Source organism: Arthrobacter sp. P1_B9, assembly GCF_056406495.1.
This window is the reverse complement of the sequence record NZ_JBFUAA010000008.1, coordinates 171,071-185,469: the sequence shown is the minus strand read 5'-3', so window position 1 is coordinate 185,469 and position 14,399 is coordinate 171,071. Positions and strand designations below refer to the sequence as shown.

Here is a 14,399-nt window from a genome sequence, read left to right as displayed (position 1 = left end):
CGTCGCGGAAATCCCTAGAGCTCCAAGGGGCGGTGCGGGAACTCGGCTTCCCGCTGCTGGAACTGCAGCACATCCGGGTTCAGGACCACGCCGTCGCGGATTTCGATCGCGCGGCGGATGGTCTCGTTTCCCGCCCAGGCTTCGGGGCCGGACACCACGGTCTCGAGGAACGGCAGCAGCGCCTCGCTGATTTCCCAGCTGGCGGAATTCCAGAGGTAGGACGGGCTGTGGTCCACGGCGTAGTAGTCGATGTGGTCACCCACTTTGAACATCGGCTCGGCGAAGGTGGTGGTTTTCGCCCAGCTGAAGCCCATGCCCTCGTCGCAGGAGACGTCCACGATCAGGCTGCCGGGCCGGAAGGCGGCCAGGTCCCCGGTGCGCAGGTAGGTCAGCGGCGCGTTGGGGTCCTGCAGCGTGCAGTTGACCACGATGTCGCTCGCGGCCAGGAACGGCGCCAGCGGCACGCGCCCGCGCTCGGTGATGACCTCGCTCAGGAACGGCGCCTCGCTGTCATGGTCGAACTGCGCGATCCGGACCGAGTGGATGGGAGAGCCAACGGCGGCAACACCGCGGTTGGTCAGCACCTGCACGTCATGGACACCGTGGGCGTTCAGCGCCGTCACGGCGCCGCGGGCGGTGGCCCCGAAGCCGATCACGACGGCGCTCAGCCGGCGGCCGTAGTCTCCGGTGGAACCGGTCAGTGCCAGGGCATGCAGCACGGAACAGTAGCCGGCGAGCTCGTTGTTCTTGTGGAAGACATGCAGGCCGAAGCCGCCGTCGCTGGCCCAGTGGTTCATGGCCTCGAAGGCGATCAGCGTGAGTTTCTTGTCGATCGCCAGCTGGGTGATGGCCCGGTCCTGGACGCAGTGCGGCCAGCCCCAAAGGACCTGCCCGTCCCGGAGTTCGGCCAGGTCCTCGGGCTGCGGCTTGGGCAGGAGGACGACGTCGGCTTCCGCCAGCAGTTGCTGTCGCGGCGCGATGCGCCCCACGAGGGGTGCGAGCTCGGCGTCGGACCGGCCGAAGCGCTCGCCGTAGCCTTCCTCGAGGATCAACCGGTCCCGGATCTCCGGCGCGATGCGGTCCAGGTGCAGGGGGTGGATCGGGAGGCGCCGCTCGTCCGGTTTGCGTGTGCCGGCGAGGATGCCGAGCGTGAGGTAATTCGGTGAACGGGTCACTTCTTTTTGGGGCTCGCCGTCTTTGCGGCGGTCACTTTATCGAGGGAGCTGGCCGGCGCTGAAGCGGCCCTCTTGTCAGCGCGCTTTTCCTTAATGGATTTGCCGGATTTCTTGGATGCTGCTTGACGGGGGGATTTGTCAGCCATGATTGCTCCTGTAGCGGAACCGAAGAGGTTCCTGACTTCCGACGATACAGGTAGCAACCTAATAGGAGCCCGGGATGCTGTGGGGGCATTTGGAGCGGCTGACGGGAATCGAACCCGCGTATCAAGCTTGGGAAGCTAGCGCTCTACCATTGAGCTACAGCCGCAGTGGGACCGGCCTGAATTCCAGCCGTGAGTCCCGATCAACGAGGTTTACATTACCTCAGTCTGAGTTCGAGGTTGTACACCCCGCGCTCGCCTGGCCGGTACCGCGCCGGGGTGGCGCGATTGTGACCGGATGGCGCGCCTGCGGTGTCCCTCGCTCTGAAGATCGCTGGTCCCGGCATCCCCGGGCCCGTCATTTCCCCGAAACGCTGTGGGAACGCCTCGTTCATCTGCTCAGAAAGCGAGCCGAAACCGCACCCCGAAATGGGTAGTGCTGTCTCGAATCCGGGTAATGGGCGCAAGTAGTCCGCCCGTGGCGGCGAATTTGACGAGTGGTCCACCAACTCAAGAGGGGTAGGCCACACTCGTGTGCAGCACAAAGCCATCGAATTTACTGGAGGAGACCACAGCCAACCGAGTCGCTAGAAGGTCTCACATGTACGACCAAAAGTTGATGGTGGCCCGTCCTTTGTTGCCAACGGGTGGGTTTGCCCACCCAAACGTGCCGGATCAAGGCCACTCGCCGGCCAGGCGTTTGGCACGGCATCAGGGGCGCCGGACGGCCGGGTTCAGTGGTCCTGTTGGCGCTATTGGCGGCAAGCATGAGTGAGCTCAAGCAGCGCGTTCCGGTCCATACGGGGTATCGATCCCCGGATCATGTCCGGGTCACCCCACGAACGCAAGATTCACCGAGGTCTGCTGCCGGCGCGGCAGCTTTAGCCCCGCCGTCCATCCCATTTCCCGACTTCAGGTCGGCGAAACTCCGGCTTGCGAGCAGCTCCCGTCGCGAGGGCATTCGTTGGGCAAACCGTTATCGGCATCTGCTGATAGCCGCAGACGCCCTGGTGATTGCGGCAGTGACTGCGGCGGCCCACATCACCCGGTTCGGGTTGAGCACAGTGAGTTCGGTTCAAGTGGGCGAGTTCCGAGTGGATTACCTCTACATTTCCGTGGTCATCGCGGCCGCCTGGATGCTTGCGTTGGGGCTGTACAAGAGCAGGGACACGCGGATCGTCGGAATCGGAATCGACGAATACAGACGGGTCGTCAGCGCAAGCGCAATGCTTCTGGGCCTCATCGCTCTGGTTTGTTTTGTCCTGAATATCGACGTGGCCCGGGGATTCTTCGCGCTCGCCCTGCCCGCCGGGCTGACCGGCCTGCTGGCGGCACGCTGGAGCATGCGTCAGTGGCTGTCCAGACAGCGGGTTCACGGCCATTACCTTTCGCGTGTGATCGTGTTGGGCCGGCCGAATGACGTCCGGTACGTCGTCAGCCAGATCGAAAAGAAGTCCGGTGCGGCGTACAAGGTCGTGGGTGTCGCACTTTCCGGGTCCGCCGGCGCCGGCACCTTCACCCAGGGCAGCCATGTCCTCAACGTCATTGGAGACGAGCGGAGCGTCGTGGAAGCGGTGGCTTCCGTGGACGCCGATGCTGTCATCGTGGCCGGACCCATGAAGGGCGGCAGCCGTTACATACAACGACTCGGATGGAAGCTGGAACAGTCGTCCACCCAGTTGATCCTCACCACCGGACTGACCAACGTCGCCGGTCCCCGGATCCACTCCCGTCCCGTGGAGGGCCTGCCCCTCATGCACGTGGAACTGCCGCAGTACGCCGGCGCCAAGCATGCTCTGAAGAGGCTATTCGACATCACGTTGGCCGCCGCGGCCCTGGTGGCGCTCATCCCTGTGTTTCTGGTCCTCGGGGTGATGATCAAGCGGGACAGCCCCGGGCCCGTGATCTTCAGGCAGGAACGTGTGGGTCGCGGCGGTGAGAAATTCAACATGCTGAAATTTCGGTCAATGGTCGAAACCGCGGAGGACGATCTCGCCGGGCTCCTGGAACACAACGAGGGCGCGGGTGTGCTCTTCAAGATGCACAACGATCCGCGGGTCACCGGGGTCGGCCGCTGGATGCGCAAGCACTCCCTCGACGAACTGCCGCAGTTCTGGAACGTCCTTAAGGGCGACATGAGCCTGGTCGGTCCACGGCCCCCGCTGCAGCGCGAGGTCGACAACTACCACCACAAGGTGCTCCGGCGGCTCTACATCAAACCGGGCCTGACAGGCATGTGGCAGATCAATGGGAGATCGGAGCTGAACTGGCGCGACAGCGTCCGCCTGGATTTGTACTACGTCGAAAACTGGTCGCTGGCCGGAGACCTGATCATCCTTTGGCGCACAGCAAAGATGCTCATCAATCCGGTCGGGGCCTACTGACAAACCAAGGGTTTCTGTTCTACAAAAATTGAGAAAGGCAAGGCAATGACCACACTTGTTTCGGGGGCTGGTGGATTCATCGGAGGCCATTTGGTGGCCCAACTCCTCAAAGACGGACAATCAGTCCGGGCAGTAGACCGCAAGCCTTTTGCAGAGTGGTACCAGGTGCACCCGGAGGCGGAGAACATCCAGGGCGACTGCTCGCTGCTGGAGACGGCTCGCGAGGTCAACCGGGGCGTGCAGTACGTCTACAACCTCGCCGCCGACATGGGCGGCATGGGCTTCATTGAGAACAACAAGGCGGCCTGCATGCTGACTGTGCTCACCAGCACTCACATGCTCATGGCAGCGCAGGAAGCAGGCGTTGAGCGGTTCTTCTACAGCAGCTCAGCCTGCGTTTATGCTGCCGGACATCAAACGTCCTCTAACGTCATCGCACTGCGTGAAGAAGACGCGTACCCCGCACAGCCGGAGGACGGCTACGGATGGGAGAAGCTCTTTACCGAGCGCATGGCCCGGCATTACCGCGAGGACTTCGGGCTGCAGACCAGAATCGCCCGGTATCACAACGTCTACGGCCCGCACGGCACTTGGGACGGTGGGCGGGAGAAGGCGCCGGCCGCACTCTCGCGCAAGTTCGCACGGGCGGCACTGACAGGCGACACCAATCTTGAGATCTGGGGCGACGGGGAACAGACCCGCAGCTTCATGTACATTGACGACTGCATCCAGGGCACCAAAGACGTCCTGCACGGCGATTTGACCGAGCCCGTCAACCTGGGATCCTCTGAGTTGGTCTCGATCAACCAGATGGTGGATCTCCTCGAGCAGATCTCCGGCACCGTGGTGACCAGGCACTACAAGCTCGACGCCCCGCAGGGAGTTCGCGGGCGGAACAGCGACAACACTCTCTTCCATGCCACGTACGGCTGGGAGCCGTCCATCACGCTCCGGACCGGACTGGAAAAGACCTACGAGTGGATCTTCGACCAGCTCAAGGCGCAGGGGTGAACCCCCGTGCGCATCCATATTCACGACTTCGCCGGGCACCCGTTCCAGGCGGAGCTCTCCCGGGAACTCGCCGCGCGGGGACACGACGTCGAACACGCCTACGCGACCCAGTATCCCAGTGGCAAGGGAAAGCTGGAGCGCCTGGACGGTGACCCGGACGCGCTGACTTTCCGCGGAATCACCGCCGTGAGGACCTTCGAGAAGTATTCGCCGTTGGGACGGATGCGGTTCGAGAAGTCATTTGCCCAAGCTTGGGTCAGCCACCTCGAGCAGGCCCGTCCCGATTGCGTCGTGGCATGCAACGTTCCGTTGTTCGTCCTGAACAGATTCAGCTCAACGATGGCAAAGTCGGGGCAGCCCTGGGTGTTGTGGCATCAGGACCTCTTCAGCAGAGCCATCGGAGAAGAGATCAGGAAACGGCTGCCTGCGGCTGTCGGTCCGGCAGCGCAGCGATGGGTCACGCGCACGGAGAAGAACCTGGTCCGCAGTGCCAGCCAGGTCGTCGCAATCGGCGAGGAATTCCGCCGGGCGTACCGGCGCTGGGGCCTCGATGTGCGCCACGTTTCTGTCATTCCAAACTGGGCGCCGCTCGGTGAGATCCTGCCCGGGCCAAGGGACAACGGGTGGGCGCGCGCCCATCTCCCGCAGGGCCGGGAGATCCGTCTGCTCTATGCCGGAACGCTCGGCCGGAAGCACAATCCGCTGCTGTTGATTGATCTCCTGCGCGCCGCCCTGGGCAAGGGCATCCCGGTGCGTCTCGTGGTCGCCTCGGAGGGGGAAGGGATTGAAGCCGTGCGCCAGATCGCGGAGCGGCAGCCGGAATTGCCGATCACCCTGCTGCCGTTCCAGCCTGCTTCCGAACTCTCTGAAATGCTCGGCTCCGCTGATGTGCTCCTGGCCCTCCTGGAGCCCGGGGCGTCAAAGTTTTCGATACCCAGCAAGGTGCTCTCGTCCTTGGCGGCCGGCCGTCCCGTCCTCGGACTCATGCCGCGGGACAATCCAGCGGCCGTGGACATCGGGGCGGCCGGCGGGTATGTCGGGACTCCGGACGCGCAGGGTGTGGTGGGTGCCTCCGATTGGCTCCAGGGGATGGTCCAGTCGCCAGGGGCGCTTGTCTCCGCCGGAGAGCGAAGCCGCCAGCTTTCCGTCGAGCGGTTTGGTATTGGTCCGATCGCCACCCGATTCGAAGAAGTGCTGGCCAAAGCCGTTGCGGACCGCCGTCTGGCACCACAAGGGTCCGCGCAGACTGCCGAGGCGGTGTCCTGATGCCAGCACAATCATCGCCGGACGCCGGACCAGAGCGGCAGACGCCTGTCATTGATCTGGCTCAGGCGCCGGGCGCCGGTGAGGCCTGGGACCGGCCACGGGCGATTGTCTATCTGTGGGGGGCCTGCGAGCTATTGTTCGTGAGCAACCCCTGGCAGATAAGTTCACGGCTCCGGGTCGCCGTGCTGCGGGCTTTCGGCGCCGAGATCGGTCCGGGCGTCACATTCCGGCCCCGCACCCGCGTCAAGTTTCCGTGGAAGCTGCACATCGGGGCCGGCTGCTGGATTGGTGAGGGCGTCTGGTTCCACAACCAGGACGATGTCTACATCGGCGCCAACGCTGTGGTTTCACAGGAATGCTTCATCACCACGGGAAGCCACCGGGCCCGCAGCGACATGGGCCTGATAACCAGCCCCGTTTACATTGACGATGGCGCATGGGTCACCTCGCGTTGCATGGTGCTCGGCGGAGCCCACATTGGCCAGTCAGCCGTCGTGGAGCCGCTCACCGTCGTCCGTGGTGAGGTTCCGCCGAATGCTGTCTACGGGCGGGTGCCCGGCCCCTCAGTGATCAGAGAACGGTTCCGGGGAAATGATGTCCTGTGATGGCACAATGCATCCTAGGGGGTAGCCATGGTGGCCAGGGTCTTGGAAATCAACGCGTACATCTTGTCGGCGAGGTACTGATGGCCGGCGTCGGTCGGGTGGACGCCGTCGGCGCCGATGAGCTTGGAATCGGCGCCGAAGAACCAGCGCTCGCTCAACGGGTCGACGAACTGAATGCCACCGGCAGACGCTGCCCCGGCGATCGCCTTGCTGTCACTGGTGATGAAGTCCGGCACCCGCTCGTTGACCCAGGCCGGCCCGACGACGATCACCTTCGCGTGGGGCGCCCGCTCGTGGATCTTTGTGTAGAGATCCGTCGCAGCCGCAGCCATCGTTGCAGGGTCCTGCTTACCGTCGTTCCTGCTCCCAAAGACGAGAACCAGATCTGCAGTCGAGCGCAGGCTGGTGGTGGCGGCTTCGGCGAACGTGACTTTCTCGGTTCCCCTGACGATGTACCCGGCGCCGGGATGGCCGATGACGTTCATGTCGACCGGATGGGATTCCGAGTAAAAGCGGGACCCGACGATCTTTGCCCAGTTTGCTGCTCCGTAGCCACCCTGGTCGGAGCCAACAACGTAGGAGTCGCCGATGATGTCAACGTTTGGGACCGCGGCACGGCTCGATTCCGGCGTGCTGGCAGCTGGAGCCGGCGAGGGAGCGGCCCCGTTGCCCCGCGCGGTGAATGCCAGCACAGCAATCATGACCGCCACGACGGCCAGCAGGCCAAATCCAAGTTCTTTCATGTGACGGAACCGGAAGGATGATCTGGTCCTGTTTGTGCTCTTCAGAAAATCCATTCGCAAAGACTATCGGCAATCCACTCTCGAGGGGGAAGTGAATGCAGAAGATACCAGCTTCGGTCCTGATTCAGACGAAAAATGAAGAGGCGAGCATCGAGAGGTGCCTGGCGGCACTGAGCGACTTTGACGAGGTCATCGTGGTCGATTCAAACAGCGCCGACCGGACCGCGGAACTTGCCGCCGCCGGCGGTGCGACCGTTATCAACTTCACCTGGAACGGGGCCTACCCGCAGAAGAAGCAGTGGCAGCTTGAACATGCGCCGACGCGCCACCCGTGGATCCTGTTCCTTGACGCCGACGAATTTCCGAGCCGGGAACTGATCGAGGAAATCGCCGTGATCGTCTCGGATCCGCTGGAACGCCGTGTGGCTTTCGACATCCCCATCTCCTATCACTTCGCCGGCAAGGTTCTCAAACACGGCCACCGGGTGGTCAAGCGTTCGCTGTTGAAGCGGGGCTTCAACCGCTATGAGGACACTGGTTTGGTGAATCTCCCGGTGATGACAGAGCTGGAAGTGCATTACCAGCCAGAGGCGACAGGTGAGGTGGGACGCACGGCGGGCCTGCTGGCACACCACGATCTGGATCCGGTCCGCACCTGGTTCGACAGGCACAACAAGTACTCCGACTGGGAGGCCTACATCCATGCCGACCCGGCCATGCGGCGCTCGGTGCGCTCGTCGAAAAGCCTGCAAGGCCAGCGCTTTGATGTCGTCCCGTTCAAACCAGTTGCCTTCTGGGTCTACAGCTACATCGTCCGGGGCGGCTTCCTGGACGGACGGGCCGGCATGGACTACGCCGTCGCCCTGGCCACGTACTACTGGCAGATCGGCCTGAAGACCCGCGAGCTACAGCAAAACGGCAGCCGGCTGGCTGAGCATGTCTGAAAATCGCGCATCGTCGGGGCCGCCCCTGAGCGTGCTGCAGATCGGCGGCCTGGCCGGCCCGGGGGCCGTCGCGGGCGGCGTCTGGGCGGTCGCGCGCATGCAGACTGCCGCGCTGGTGCGCCGCGGTGCCGCTGTTGAACTCGTCGGGGGCTGGCTCGGCGGCCGGCCGGCCACTCGCCCGGAACCGCATGAAAGAATTTTCCGCGTCCGGCGCCCTTTCCGGGGCGCGCGTCTCAGGGGCCTGATTGGGGTTGGCCTCGTCAGGCATGTTTGGGACCGGAGCCGCCAGGTCGACGTCGTCCAGCTGCACCTCTGCCGCGACTTCATCACGACCTTCAGCGCCCTGGTGCTCCGCGGTGCTGCCATTCCCGTCATCGCGCAGGCCCACGGCATGCTGGCAGCGCCGCGTTCGCGCGGGTTGCGGGTGTTCGATGCGCTGATCTTCCGTCGGGCGATGCGGACGCCGCAAATATGGCTGACCCTGACGGAGGCCGAAGAAAAGAACCTTGAGTCCCTCGGCGTGCCGAGGACGAAGATGCGCAGGGTGGTGAACGCTACAGCCGACCCCGGCACCGTGTGGGAAGACCCGCAGACCCCCACCTTTCTGTTTGTTTCGCGGCTGGCGGCGCGCAAGCAGCCCACGGTGTTCGTCGAGGCAGCCATTGCCCTCCTGCGGGAGGGATCGGAAGCCCGGTTCGTGGTTGCCGGACCTGATCAAGGCGAACTGGAGAGCGTGCACCGTTTGATCGAGGCTTCAGGCTTCCGAGACCGGTTCGATCTTCCGGGGGAGTTGACGGAACCCCAGGTGCTGGAGGCGCTGTCCCATGCGACCGCCGTCGTTTTGCCCGCCCGCCACGAGCCTTACCCGATGGTGATCATCGAGGCGGCGGCTGTGGGTACGCCCATCATCCTGACCTCGGAATGTGGACTGGCCGCGCCCTTGCAGAAAGCGGGCGCGGCGGTTGTCGCCGCGCCCACGGCCGGGGCCTTCCACGCAGCCATGGCCACAGTGGCGGCCAGCCAGGATCTGCGGCTCCGGCTGAGTGCGCAGGCCCGTGAGCTGCACCTGGGTCTCTGGTCTGCCGAATCCCTCGCGGAAAGTCTCCTGGGATTGTATGCGGAGGCGATAGATGCTGGCCGGCAGTGACCTCCGGAGCCCGGTCAGCCTGCCGGGCGAGAGGAAGTCAGGAATCGGCGCGGCGCTGGCGATCCTGACTTTCTTGTGTTTTGCCGTCGCCATACCGCTCATCCTGCGGTCGACGTCGGAAGCCACCTACAGCGATACTGACTTCCTCATCCGATATTCGGTGCTCCTCTATGCGGCTTTCCGCATGAGTGCCATTCTCTGGAAAGACCAGGTGCGACCGGTAGCCGGTGTCTTCTGGATGTTCGTCTATGTCTGCCTGGGCGTGGTTCCACTGGCCCAATTGTCGACCGGCGCGTCAACCATCCTTGCCGTCCAGGTCGACGACTCGACCTTGTCCGCGGCAACCGCCATCACTCTTCTTGGCTGCGTCAGCTTCGACCTGGCCTATCACCTCAGACTCTTCAAGAACTTGGGCGGCCCGGCGCCCGTGCGCAGGCTGCGGAGCATGGAAACCCTGAGGATCTTTGCGACAGCCGCGATCCTGGGCGGGCTGATATACGTGGCTCAGGTCGGCGGAATCAGCGTGTTCTTTGCCAGCCGGCAGGAGGCGAGCCAGGCCCTTGACCAGGTGAGCCCCGACAGCGGACAAGCCGCCCGGGCGATCATCTCCGCCTTCGGCTCCGTAACCTGCCTGGTGGCGCTCATTTTCTACATCCACATATTCCGGGTCCTCCGAAGTTCCCTCAACCTGCTTGACTCCGTTTTAATAGTCGGCCTGGTGGTGCTCAATGTCGTCGTGAACAACCCGATCTCCAACTCGCGTTACTGGACGCTGGCCGTGCTTTTCGGTTTGGTCATGCCGCTCATCGGGTCACGCAAAGCCCTCTTCAACTTGGCGATCGTCGGCGGGGTGGTGGCGGCGATCTTCCTTTTTCCGCTAAGCGACATCACCCGCCGGGCAGCGGGGACCGGCGTCATGCTCCAGACGGATTCGGTGTGGCGGATGATCTCGACCAAGGACTATGACCAGTTCAGCATGCTCGCGAATACCCTTGGGTTCACCCGGGATGAGGGACTGACCTGGGGGTACCAGTTCCTTGGCGCCGTGCTGTTTTGGGTGCCGCGCGTCGTCTGGCCGACGAAACCGCTCGACAGCGGTGTTGAGGTCGGCCAGTGGATGAGCAGTGCCAACGTCAACCTGTCGTCCCCGCTGTGGGCAGAGGCCTGGATCAATTTCGGGGTCCTCGGGGTGGCGGTCACATTCGCCCTGCTGGGACTGCTGAGCAGAAGGCTCGACGTCGGTTTCGGCGCGGGTGCCTTGTCCGCCGGATCGGTGGGCTATCTGGGCGTCGCCATCTTCTCCGGGTACATGTTTATCCTGCTCCGCGGCTCTTTGCTGCAGTCGATGGGGAGGCTGCTGATCCTCGCCCTGGCCATTGCTGTTCTGAGCGTGAGCGCCAAACGAAAGCCAGGTGACACGAAATGAGTACGGACAAGCTCGAGCGTCCACATGCCGCAGGGCCCGGTTTTGCCCAGTCCTTCAGGGAGCTCAGCCTGGCGCAGAAGGGCAAGAAAGGGGTGCCCCTGTACTGCCTGTACGTCAACCGGCCGGCCGGCCGGGTGGTCGCAGCCGCGCTCAGGAACACCCGGTTCGGGCCAAACCAGGTGACTTTCGCTGGGGCGTTCCTTACCTACGGGGCGTTGCTGTGGCTGGCCCTCGGGGCAGGAACCGGGGCAGGCTCAGCCCTGGTGGGAGTAGTGCTCGCCGCCGGGTTTGTCCTCGACTCCGCAGACGGGCAGCTGGCAAGGCTCCAGGGACGGAGCTCAAAATTGGGTGAGTGGCTCGACCACGTGCTGGACAGCGGGCGGATCGTCGTCCTGCACGGAGCCGTTTTCTGCTTCCTCCTGCGCACAACTTCCATTCCGGCGCTGCAGCTGGCCGCGCTGTGCGGCGTGTTCCTTTTCGCCAACTCCACAATCTTCTTCGCCGGCGCACTGTTCGATCAGCTGACCCGTCAGGCGGGGCAGCGCCCGTCACCTCCCGGCCACGATGCCTCAACGTCGATAAAGCGATCAATCCTCACGTTGCCAGTCGACTACGGCGTGACGTGCCTGGCCCTGATGACAGTGCCGTGGATCAACATATTCCTGCCCAGCTACGCGGCTTTGGCGATCTTCCATTGCGTCTTCTGCGCCGCCTATGTGGCGAAGTTTTCCCGTGCCCTGGCAAGGATGGACTAGATGGCCCGCCTGAGCAGGTATGTCGCCTTCGGCGATCAGGCCGTATCCAGCATCTCGAACTTCGTCGCGGTAGCCATTACGGCCAATGTCGCGACCCCCGGCCAGTTCGGTCAGTTCTCCTTGGGCTATGCGGGGTTGCTCCTGTTCCTGGGCGCCCAGCGTGCGCTTATCGGAGAGACAATGCTGGTCAAATACTCCGCCGCGGGCTCCCTGAAAGCCCCGGTGAGAAGAGGCGTTTTGGGTGCCAGCGTACTGGTCGCAGCCGCCACCGTTCCGTTGCTGCTGGCCGGCGCCGTAGTGGCTGACCAATCGGCCCGCCTCATCTGGTTTGTCATCGCCGCGAGCCTGCCCTTCGTGCTCCTCCAAGACACGCTCCGGTATTTGTTTATCTGCGAGCACCGTCCATGGCGGGCGCTGCTCATCGACGCTGTGTGGGCCGTCTTGTCGATCACGTCCATGGTGGCTGTCGCGTCCACCACCGGAGCCGTGTGGGCCGTCGTTCTGTGCTGGGGCGGCGGCGCAGCGGCAGCTTTGGTCCTGGGACTCCTGCTGGGGCGGGTGCTGCCTTCGCTGCGCGACGGCAGGCGTTGGCTGGGCGTCAACCGTAACCCCGGGCTTCGCTATCTCGGGGAGTTTTCAGCGCTCAACGCGTCCAACTTCGTCGTGCTGTATCTCTTGGCGCTGCCTCTGGGTGCTGCTGGCGTGGGTGCGCTGCGGGCGGCGCAATTGCTGTTCTCGCCCCTTAACACCGCCTTTTCCGCTATCAAGATGGCTGTCATTCCCGAGCTCGTGCGCTCCAAGGGCACTGCGGTCTTTCGAATGCGGCTGATCGAAACGGCTGTGGTCGTGGCAGCCATGGCCGGGCTGTGGGGCGCGGCCGTCATGCTGCTGCCGGGCTCCATAGGGGCCCTCGTGCTCGGCGCGTCCTGGGAGGCCGCGTCCGGGCTGCGACTTCCTTACTTGGTGCAATACGTCGCGATGGTTCCCTACACCGTCTTGCTGGCCTACTACAGGTCCGTCCAGGCGAACAGGCTGTCGACGCTCATGCGGGCAGTTCTGGCCCTGCTGACGCTTGTGCTGCCCCTTGCCCTGGCGTATGCGGGCGGCACCGTTGGCGCCGCCTGGGCGTTTGCGCTGGCAGTCGCGGCCGCGGTTGTCGTCGGGGGGGCCGCCACCGTTGTGTCGAGATCCCGTTCCCGTTCCCGGACAGAATCGTCGTTGCATCGGCCCGATCCGGCGGAAGTCGAGCTCCGGCGGGCTGCTGACGCCCGGTGAGCGCGGCAGAAACGCGGCCGGCGGCCGGCCCTGCCGGGCATCCGGTCTAGGTGACCGTGACACCCCTGAACTGCACGGGGACCGGGGCAGGGTAATCCTTGCAGAGACTGATGTAGCCCCCGCGATACTGCCGGTCCATCGTCTCTCCTGACCAGCCGGCGCCGTCTACCCTCGAGAACCGGATGGAAGACGGCGTAACGTCGATCTTGAAGTGCATCCATTCCCCGGGCTTCACGGGTGACGTCGCGATCGTCTGTAGCCGTGTGCCGGCGGGATTGCCTGGGTCGCGCCGGTACAGGACCAGCTCTCCAGCCGGCCGAATGATCAGGTGATATCCCCCGACGCTGCTTGGCACCAACACCCGGTAGGGGGTGTCATCCTGTTGCCCGAACGCGATCCCGGCGTGCTGAAGGTTCGACGGAAGTTCCTGGGGCCAGCACATTTCGAACGTAATGCTGTGGATCTCTTTCGTGACAGGACCCATTGAACCCAGCCGGTAGCTGAAGTTCTCGCTTTTATCCAGCACTACTGATGCCGATGCCGCGTGGATCACCGGTTGGGCTCCCCAGCCTTGGTCCACAGTCCAAGGAAGGTCGCCGGCGGCCCGGGAACCGGTCGAGAACGTGTCTTGAGATTCCGCGGTCGCCGATGTCACATAGGGGATGTTTGAGCACATCAGGCCTTGAACGCCCAGGCTGGTCACGCGGTTGGCAGCGGAACGGGTATGGATTTCCCAGCAGATGACGGGCTTGCCGTAGGCCACGACCTTGCGGACCGTCGCGTCATCGGCGGTGTGGTAAACGCCAAGATAATCGAATCCGGCGGCGAGCTCGTCCAAACGGGGAATGGCATCCGGCATGAAGTACCCCCACGTTTTGTAGCCGCGCTTGGCGGCTGCCGCAACCTGGAGGGCGGGGGCCGGTTGCTTCCAGATGAAATGCTCGGTGGAATTCGGGTAGCTGTCCATCAGGTCAAGAAGCGTTCTTGTGTTCGTGCCTTGTTTGTCTTCGATGAAAATGACATGCGAAGCCGCGAACCGGTCAAGGACGTCCCGTAGCTTCGGAATGGGCTCAAGGGCCGTCGACGGGCCAAGCCAAGCGCGGGCATCGACCCGGAGGCCGCTGAGCTCGGCATAGGTAAGTTCCGCGACCTTGCGGTTTTGCCCGGTCACCCTGAGCGCACTTTGGTCGTGATGGCACACCAGCACGCCGTCCTTGGTGGCGTTCACCGAAACTTCGAGCGCCGGAACACCGGAATTCACCGACTGCTCATAGGCGTGCATAGTGTGTTCCGGCCAGTTATCTCCTGAGCCGCGGTGAGCCACAATAAAACGATCATTTTCGAATAGCGTGGCTACTGTGTGAATTGGTGGAGCTTGAACAGGCGGACGAGCGGGCGTGCATCCGGCCAGAAATAATCCCGATGCTCCAAGGAAGATGGCCTGGCGCCGGGAGAGCGCTCTGCGATTGTCCGGAATATTCCCAGTGCCGGTTCCTGATTTCCCCGCACTTCGATTTGCCTGCAT

Annotated in this window: 13 protein-coding genes and 1 tRNA gene; 9 read left to right on the top strand and 5 right to left on the bottom strand. The window is 63.7% G+C overall.

The features are described 5' to 3' along the window. Positions 1-14 precede the first annotated feature (14 nt). The 3 genes from AC1D1A_RS13265 to AC1D1A_RS13255 all read right to left on the bottom strand — a co-directional run bounded on the left by AC1D1A_RS13265 (position 15) and on the right by AC1D1A_RS13255 (position 1,485). Complete coding sequence (locus AC1D1A_RS13265) at positions 15-1,175, bottom strand: N(5)-(carboxyethyl)ornithine synthase (protein WP_476850773.1); 1,161 nt, start codon at positions 1,173-1,175, stop codon at positions 15-17. Next, positions 1,172-1,321: a hypothetical protein gene (locus tag AC1D1A_RS13260; RefSeq protein WP_018774018.1), complete on the bottom strand. Its 150-nt coding sequence runs from the start codon at positions 1,319-1,321 to the stop codon at positions 1,172-1,174. The genes AC1D1A_RS13265 and AC1D1A_RS13260 overlap by 4 nt, the downstream gene beginning before the upstream one ends. A 90-nt stretch (positions 1,322-1,411) precedes the next feature. Next, positions 1,412-1,485, bottom strand: a tRNA-Gly gene (locus AC1D1A_RS13255). Between the two features lie 600 nt (positions 1,486-2,085). Here AC1D1A_RS13255 and AC1D1A_RS13250 point away from each other — a divergent pair. The 4 genes from AC1D1A_RS13250 to AC1D1A_RS13235 are packed head-to-tail and all read left to right on the top strand — an operon-like array spanning position 2,086 to position 6,584. Continuing rightward, a complete protein-coding gene (locus AC1D1A_RS13250; protein WP_223915145.1) occupies positions 2,086-3,702 on the top strand; it encodes a sugar transferase in 1,617 nt (538 codons plus the stop codon). A gap of 45 nt (positions 3,703-3,747) precedes the next feature. Next, positions 3,748-4,713 carry an NAD-dependent epimerase/dehydratase family protein gene (locus AC1D1A_RS13245; RefSeq protein ID WP_223915147.1) on the top strand — a complete coding sequence of 322 codons (966 nt, stop codon included), beginning with the start codon at positions 3,748-3,750 and terminating at the stop codon, positions 4,711-4,713. Between the two features lie 6 nt (positions 4,714-4,719). Beyond that, complete coding sequence (locus tag AC1D1A_RS13240; RefSeq protein ID WP_476947899.1) at positions 4,720-5,979, top strand: glycosyltransferase family 4 protein; 1,260 nt, start codon at positions 4,720-4,722, stop codon at positions 5,977-5,979. Then, positions 5,979-6,584 (top strand): LbetaH domain-containing protein, encoded by a 606-nt coding sequence (locus AC1D1A_RS13235; protein ID WP_476947898.1) that lies wholly within the window; start codon positions 5,979-5,981, stop codon positions 6,582-6,584. Before AC1D1A_RS13240 ends, AC1D1A_RS13235 begins: the two co-directional genes overlap by 1 nt. A gap of 14 nt (positions 6,585-6,598) precedes the next feature. On the opposite strand, the gene AC1D1A_RS13230 is transcribed toward AC1D1A_RS13235, so the two are convergent. Then, positions 6,599-7,327, bottom strand: coding sequence for an SGNH/GDSL hydrolase family protein (locus tag AC1D1A_RS13230; RefSeq protein ID WP_476947897.1), 729 nt, complete (start codon positions 7,325-7,327; stop codon positions 6,599-6,601). Between the two features lie 95 nt (positions 7,328-7,422). Here AC1D1A_RS13230 and AC1D1A_RS13225 point away from each other — a divergent pair, with 95 nt between their 5' ends. Genes AC1D1A_RS13225 through AC1D1A_RS13205 form a run of 5 tightly spaced genes read left to right on the top strand, consistent with a single transcriptional unit; the run spans position 7,423 to position 12,874 of the window. Beyond that, positions 7,423-8,271, top strand: a complete 849-nt coding sequence (locus tag AC1D1A_RS13225; protein ID WP_223915154.1) for a glycosyltransferase family 2 protein — start codon at positions 7,423-7,425, stop codon at positions 8,269-8,271. After that, positions 8,264-9,418, top strand: a complete 1,155-nt coding sequence (locus tag AC1D1A_RS13220; protein ID WP_476947896.1) for a glycosyltransferase — start codon at positions 8,264-8,266, stop codon at positions 9,416-9,418. Before AC1D1A_RS13225 ends, AC1D1A_RS13220 begins: the two co-directional genes overlap by 8 nt. Beyond that, positions 9,402-10,844, top strand: coding sequence for a hypothetical protein (locus AC1D1A_RS13215; RefSeq protein WP_476947895.1), 1,443 nt, complete (start codon positions 9,402-9,404; stop codon positions 10,842-10,844). The genes AC1D1A_RS13220 and AC1D1A_RS13215 overlap by 17 nt, the downstream gene beginning before the upstream one ends. Then, the gene (locus AC1D1A_RS13210) at positions 10,841-11,599 is read left to right on the top strand and encodes a CDP-alcohol phosphatidyltransferase family protein (protein WP_476857310.1); all 759 of its coding nucleotides are present in this window, start codon (positions 10,841-10,843) and stop codon (positions 11,597-11,599) included. Before AC1D1A_RS13215 ends, AC1D1A_RS13210 begins: the two co-directional genes overlap by 4 nt. Continuing rightward, positions 11,600-12,874, top strand: coding sequence for an MATE family efflux transporter (locus AC1D1A_RS13205; protein WP_476947894.1), 1,275 nt, complete (start codon positions 11,600-11,602; stop codon positions 12,872-12,874). A 46-nt stretch (positions 12,875-12,920) separates the two neighbouring features. On the opposite strand, the gene AC1D1A_RS13200 is transcribed toward AC1D1A_RS13205, so the two are convergent. Then, positions 12,921-14,399 (bottom strand): glycerophosphodiester phosphodiesterase, encoded by a 1,479-nt coding sequence (locus AC1D1A_RS13200; protein WP_476947893.1) that lies wholly within the window; start codon positions 14,397-14,399, stop codon positions 12,921-12,923.

What these genes read in the sequence shown, in the direction of transcription:
- AC1D1A_RS13260 (WP_018774018.1), bottom strand. Translation starts at nt 1,321, where the DNA reads ATGGCTGACAAATCCCCCCGTCAAGCAGCATCCAAGAAATCCGGCAAA.
- AC1D1A_RS13250 (WP_223915145.1), top strand. Translation starts at nt 2,086, where the DNA reads ATGAGTGAGCTCAAGCAGCGCGTTCCGGTCCATACGGGGTATCGATCC.
- AC1D1A_RS13245 (WP_223915147.1), top strand. Translation starts at nt 3,748, where the DNA reads ATGACCACACTTGTTTCGGGGGCTGGTGGATTCATCGGAGGCCATTTG.
- AC1D1A_RS13235 (WP_476947898.1), top strand. Translation starts at nt 5,979, where the DNA reads ATGCCAGCACAATCATCGCCGGACGCCGGACCAGAGCGGCAGACGCCT.
- AC1D1A_RS13230 (WP_476947897.1), bottom strand. Translation starts at nt 7,327, where the DNA reads ATGAAAGAACTTGGATTTGGCCTGCTGGCCGTCGTGGCGGTCATGATT.
- AC1D1A_RS13225 (WP_223915154.1), top strand. Translation starts at nt 7,423, where the DNA reads ATGCAGAAGATACCAGCTTCGGTCCTGATTCAGACGAAAAATGAAGAG.
- AC1D1A_RS13220 (WP_476947896.1), top strand. Translation starts at nt 8,264, where the DNA reads ATGTCTGAAAATCGCGCATCGTCGGGGCCGCCCCTGAGCGTGCTGCAG.
- AC1D1A_RS13215 (WP_476947895.1), top strand. Translation starts at nt 9,402, where the DNA reads ATGCTGGCCGGCAGTGACCTCCGGAGCCCGGTCAGCCTGCCGGGCGAG.
- AC1D1A_RS13210 (WP_476857310.1), top strand. Translation starts at nt 10,841, where the DNA reads ATGAGTACGGACAAGCTCGAGCGTCCACATGCCGCAGGGCCCGGTTTT.
- AC1D1A_RS13205 (WP_476947894.1), top strand. Translation starts at nt 11,600, where the DNA reads ATGGCCCGCCTGAGCAGGTATGTCGCCTTCGGCGATCAGGCCGTATCC.
- AC1D1A_RS13200 (WP_476947893.1), bottom strand. Translation starts at nt 14,399, where the DNA reads ATGCAGGCAAATCGAAGTGCGGGGAAATCAGGAACCGGCACTGGGAAT.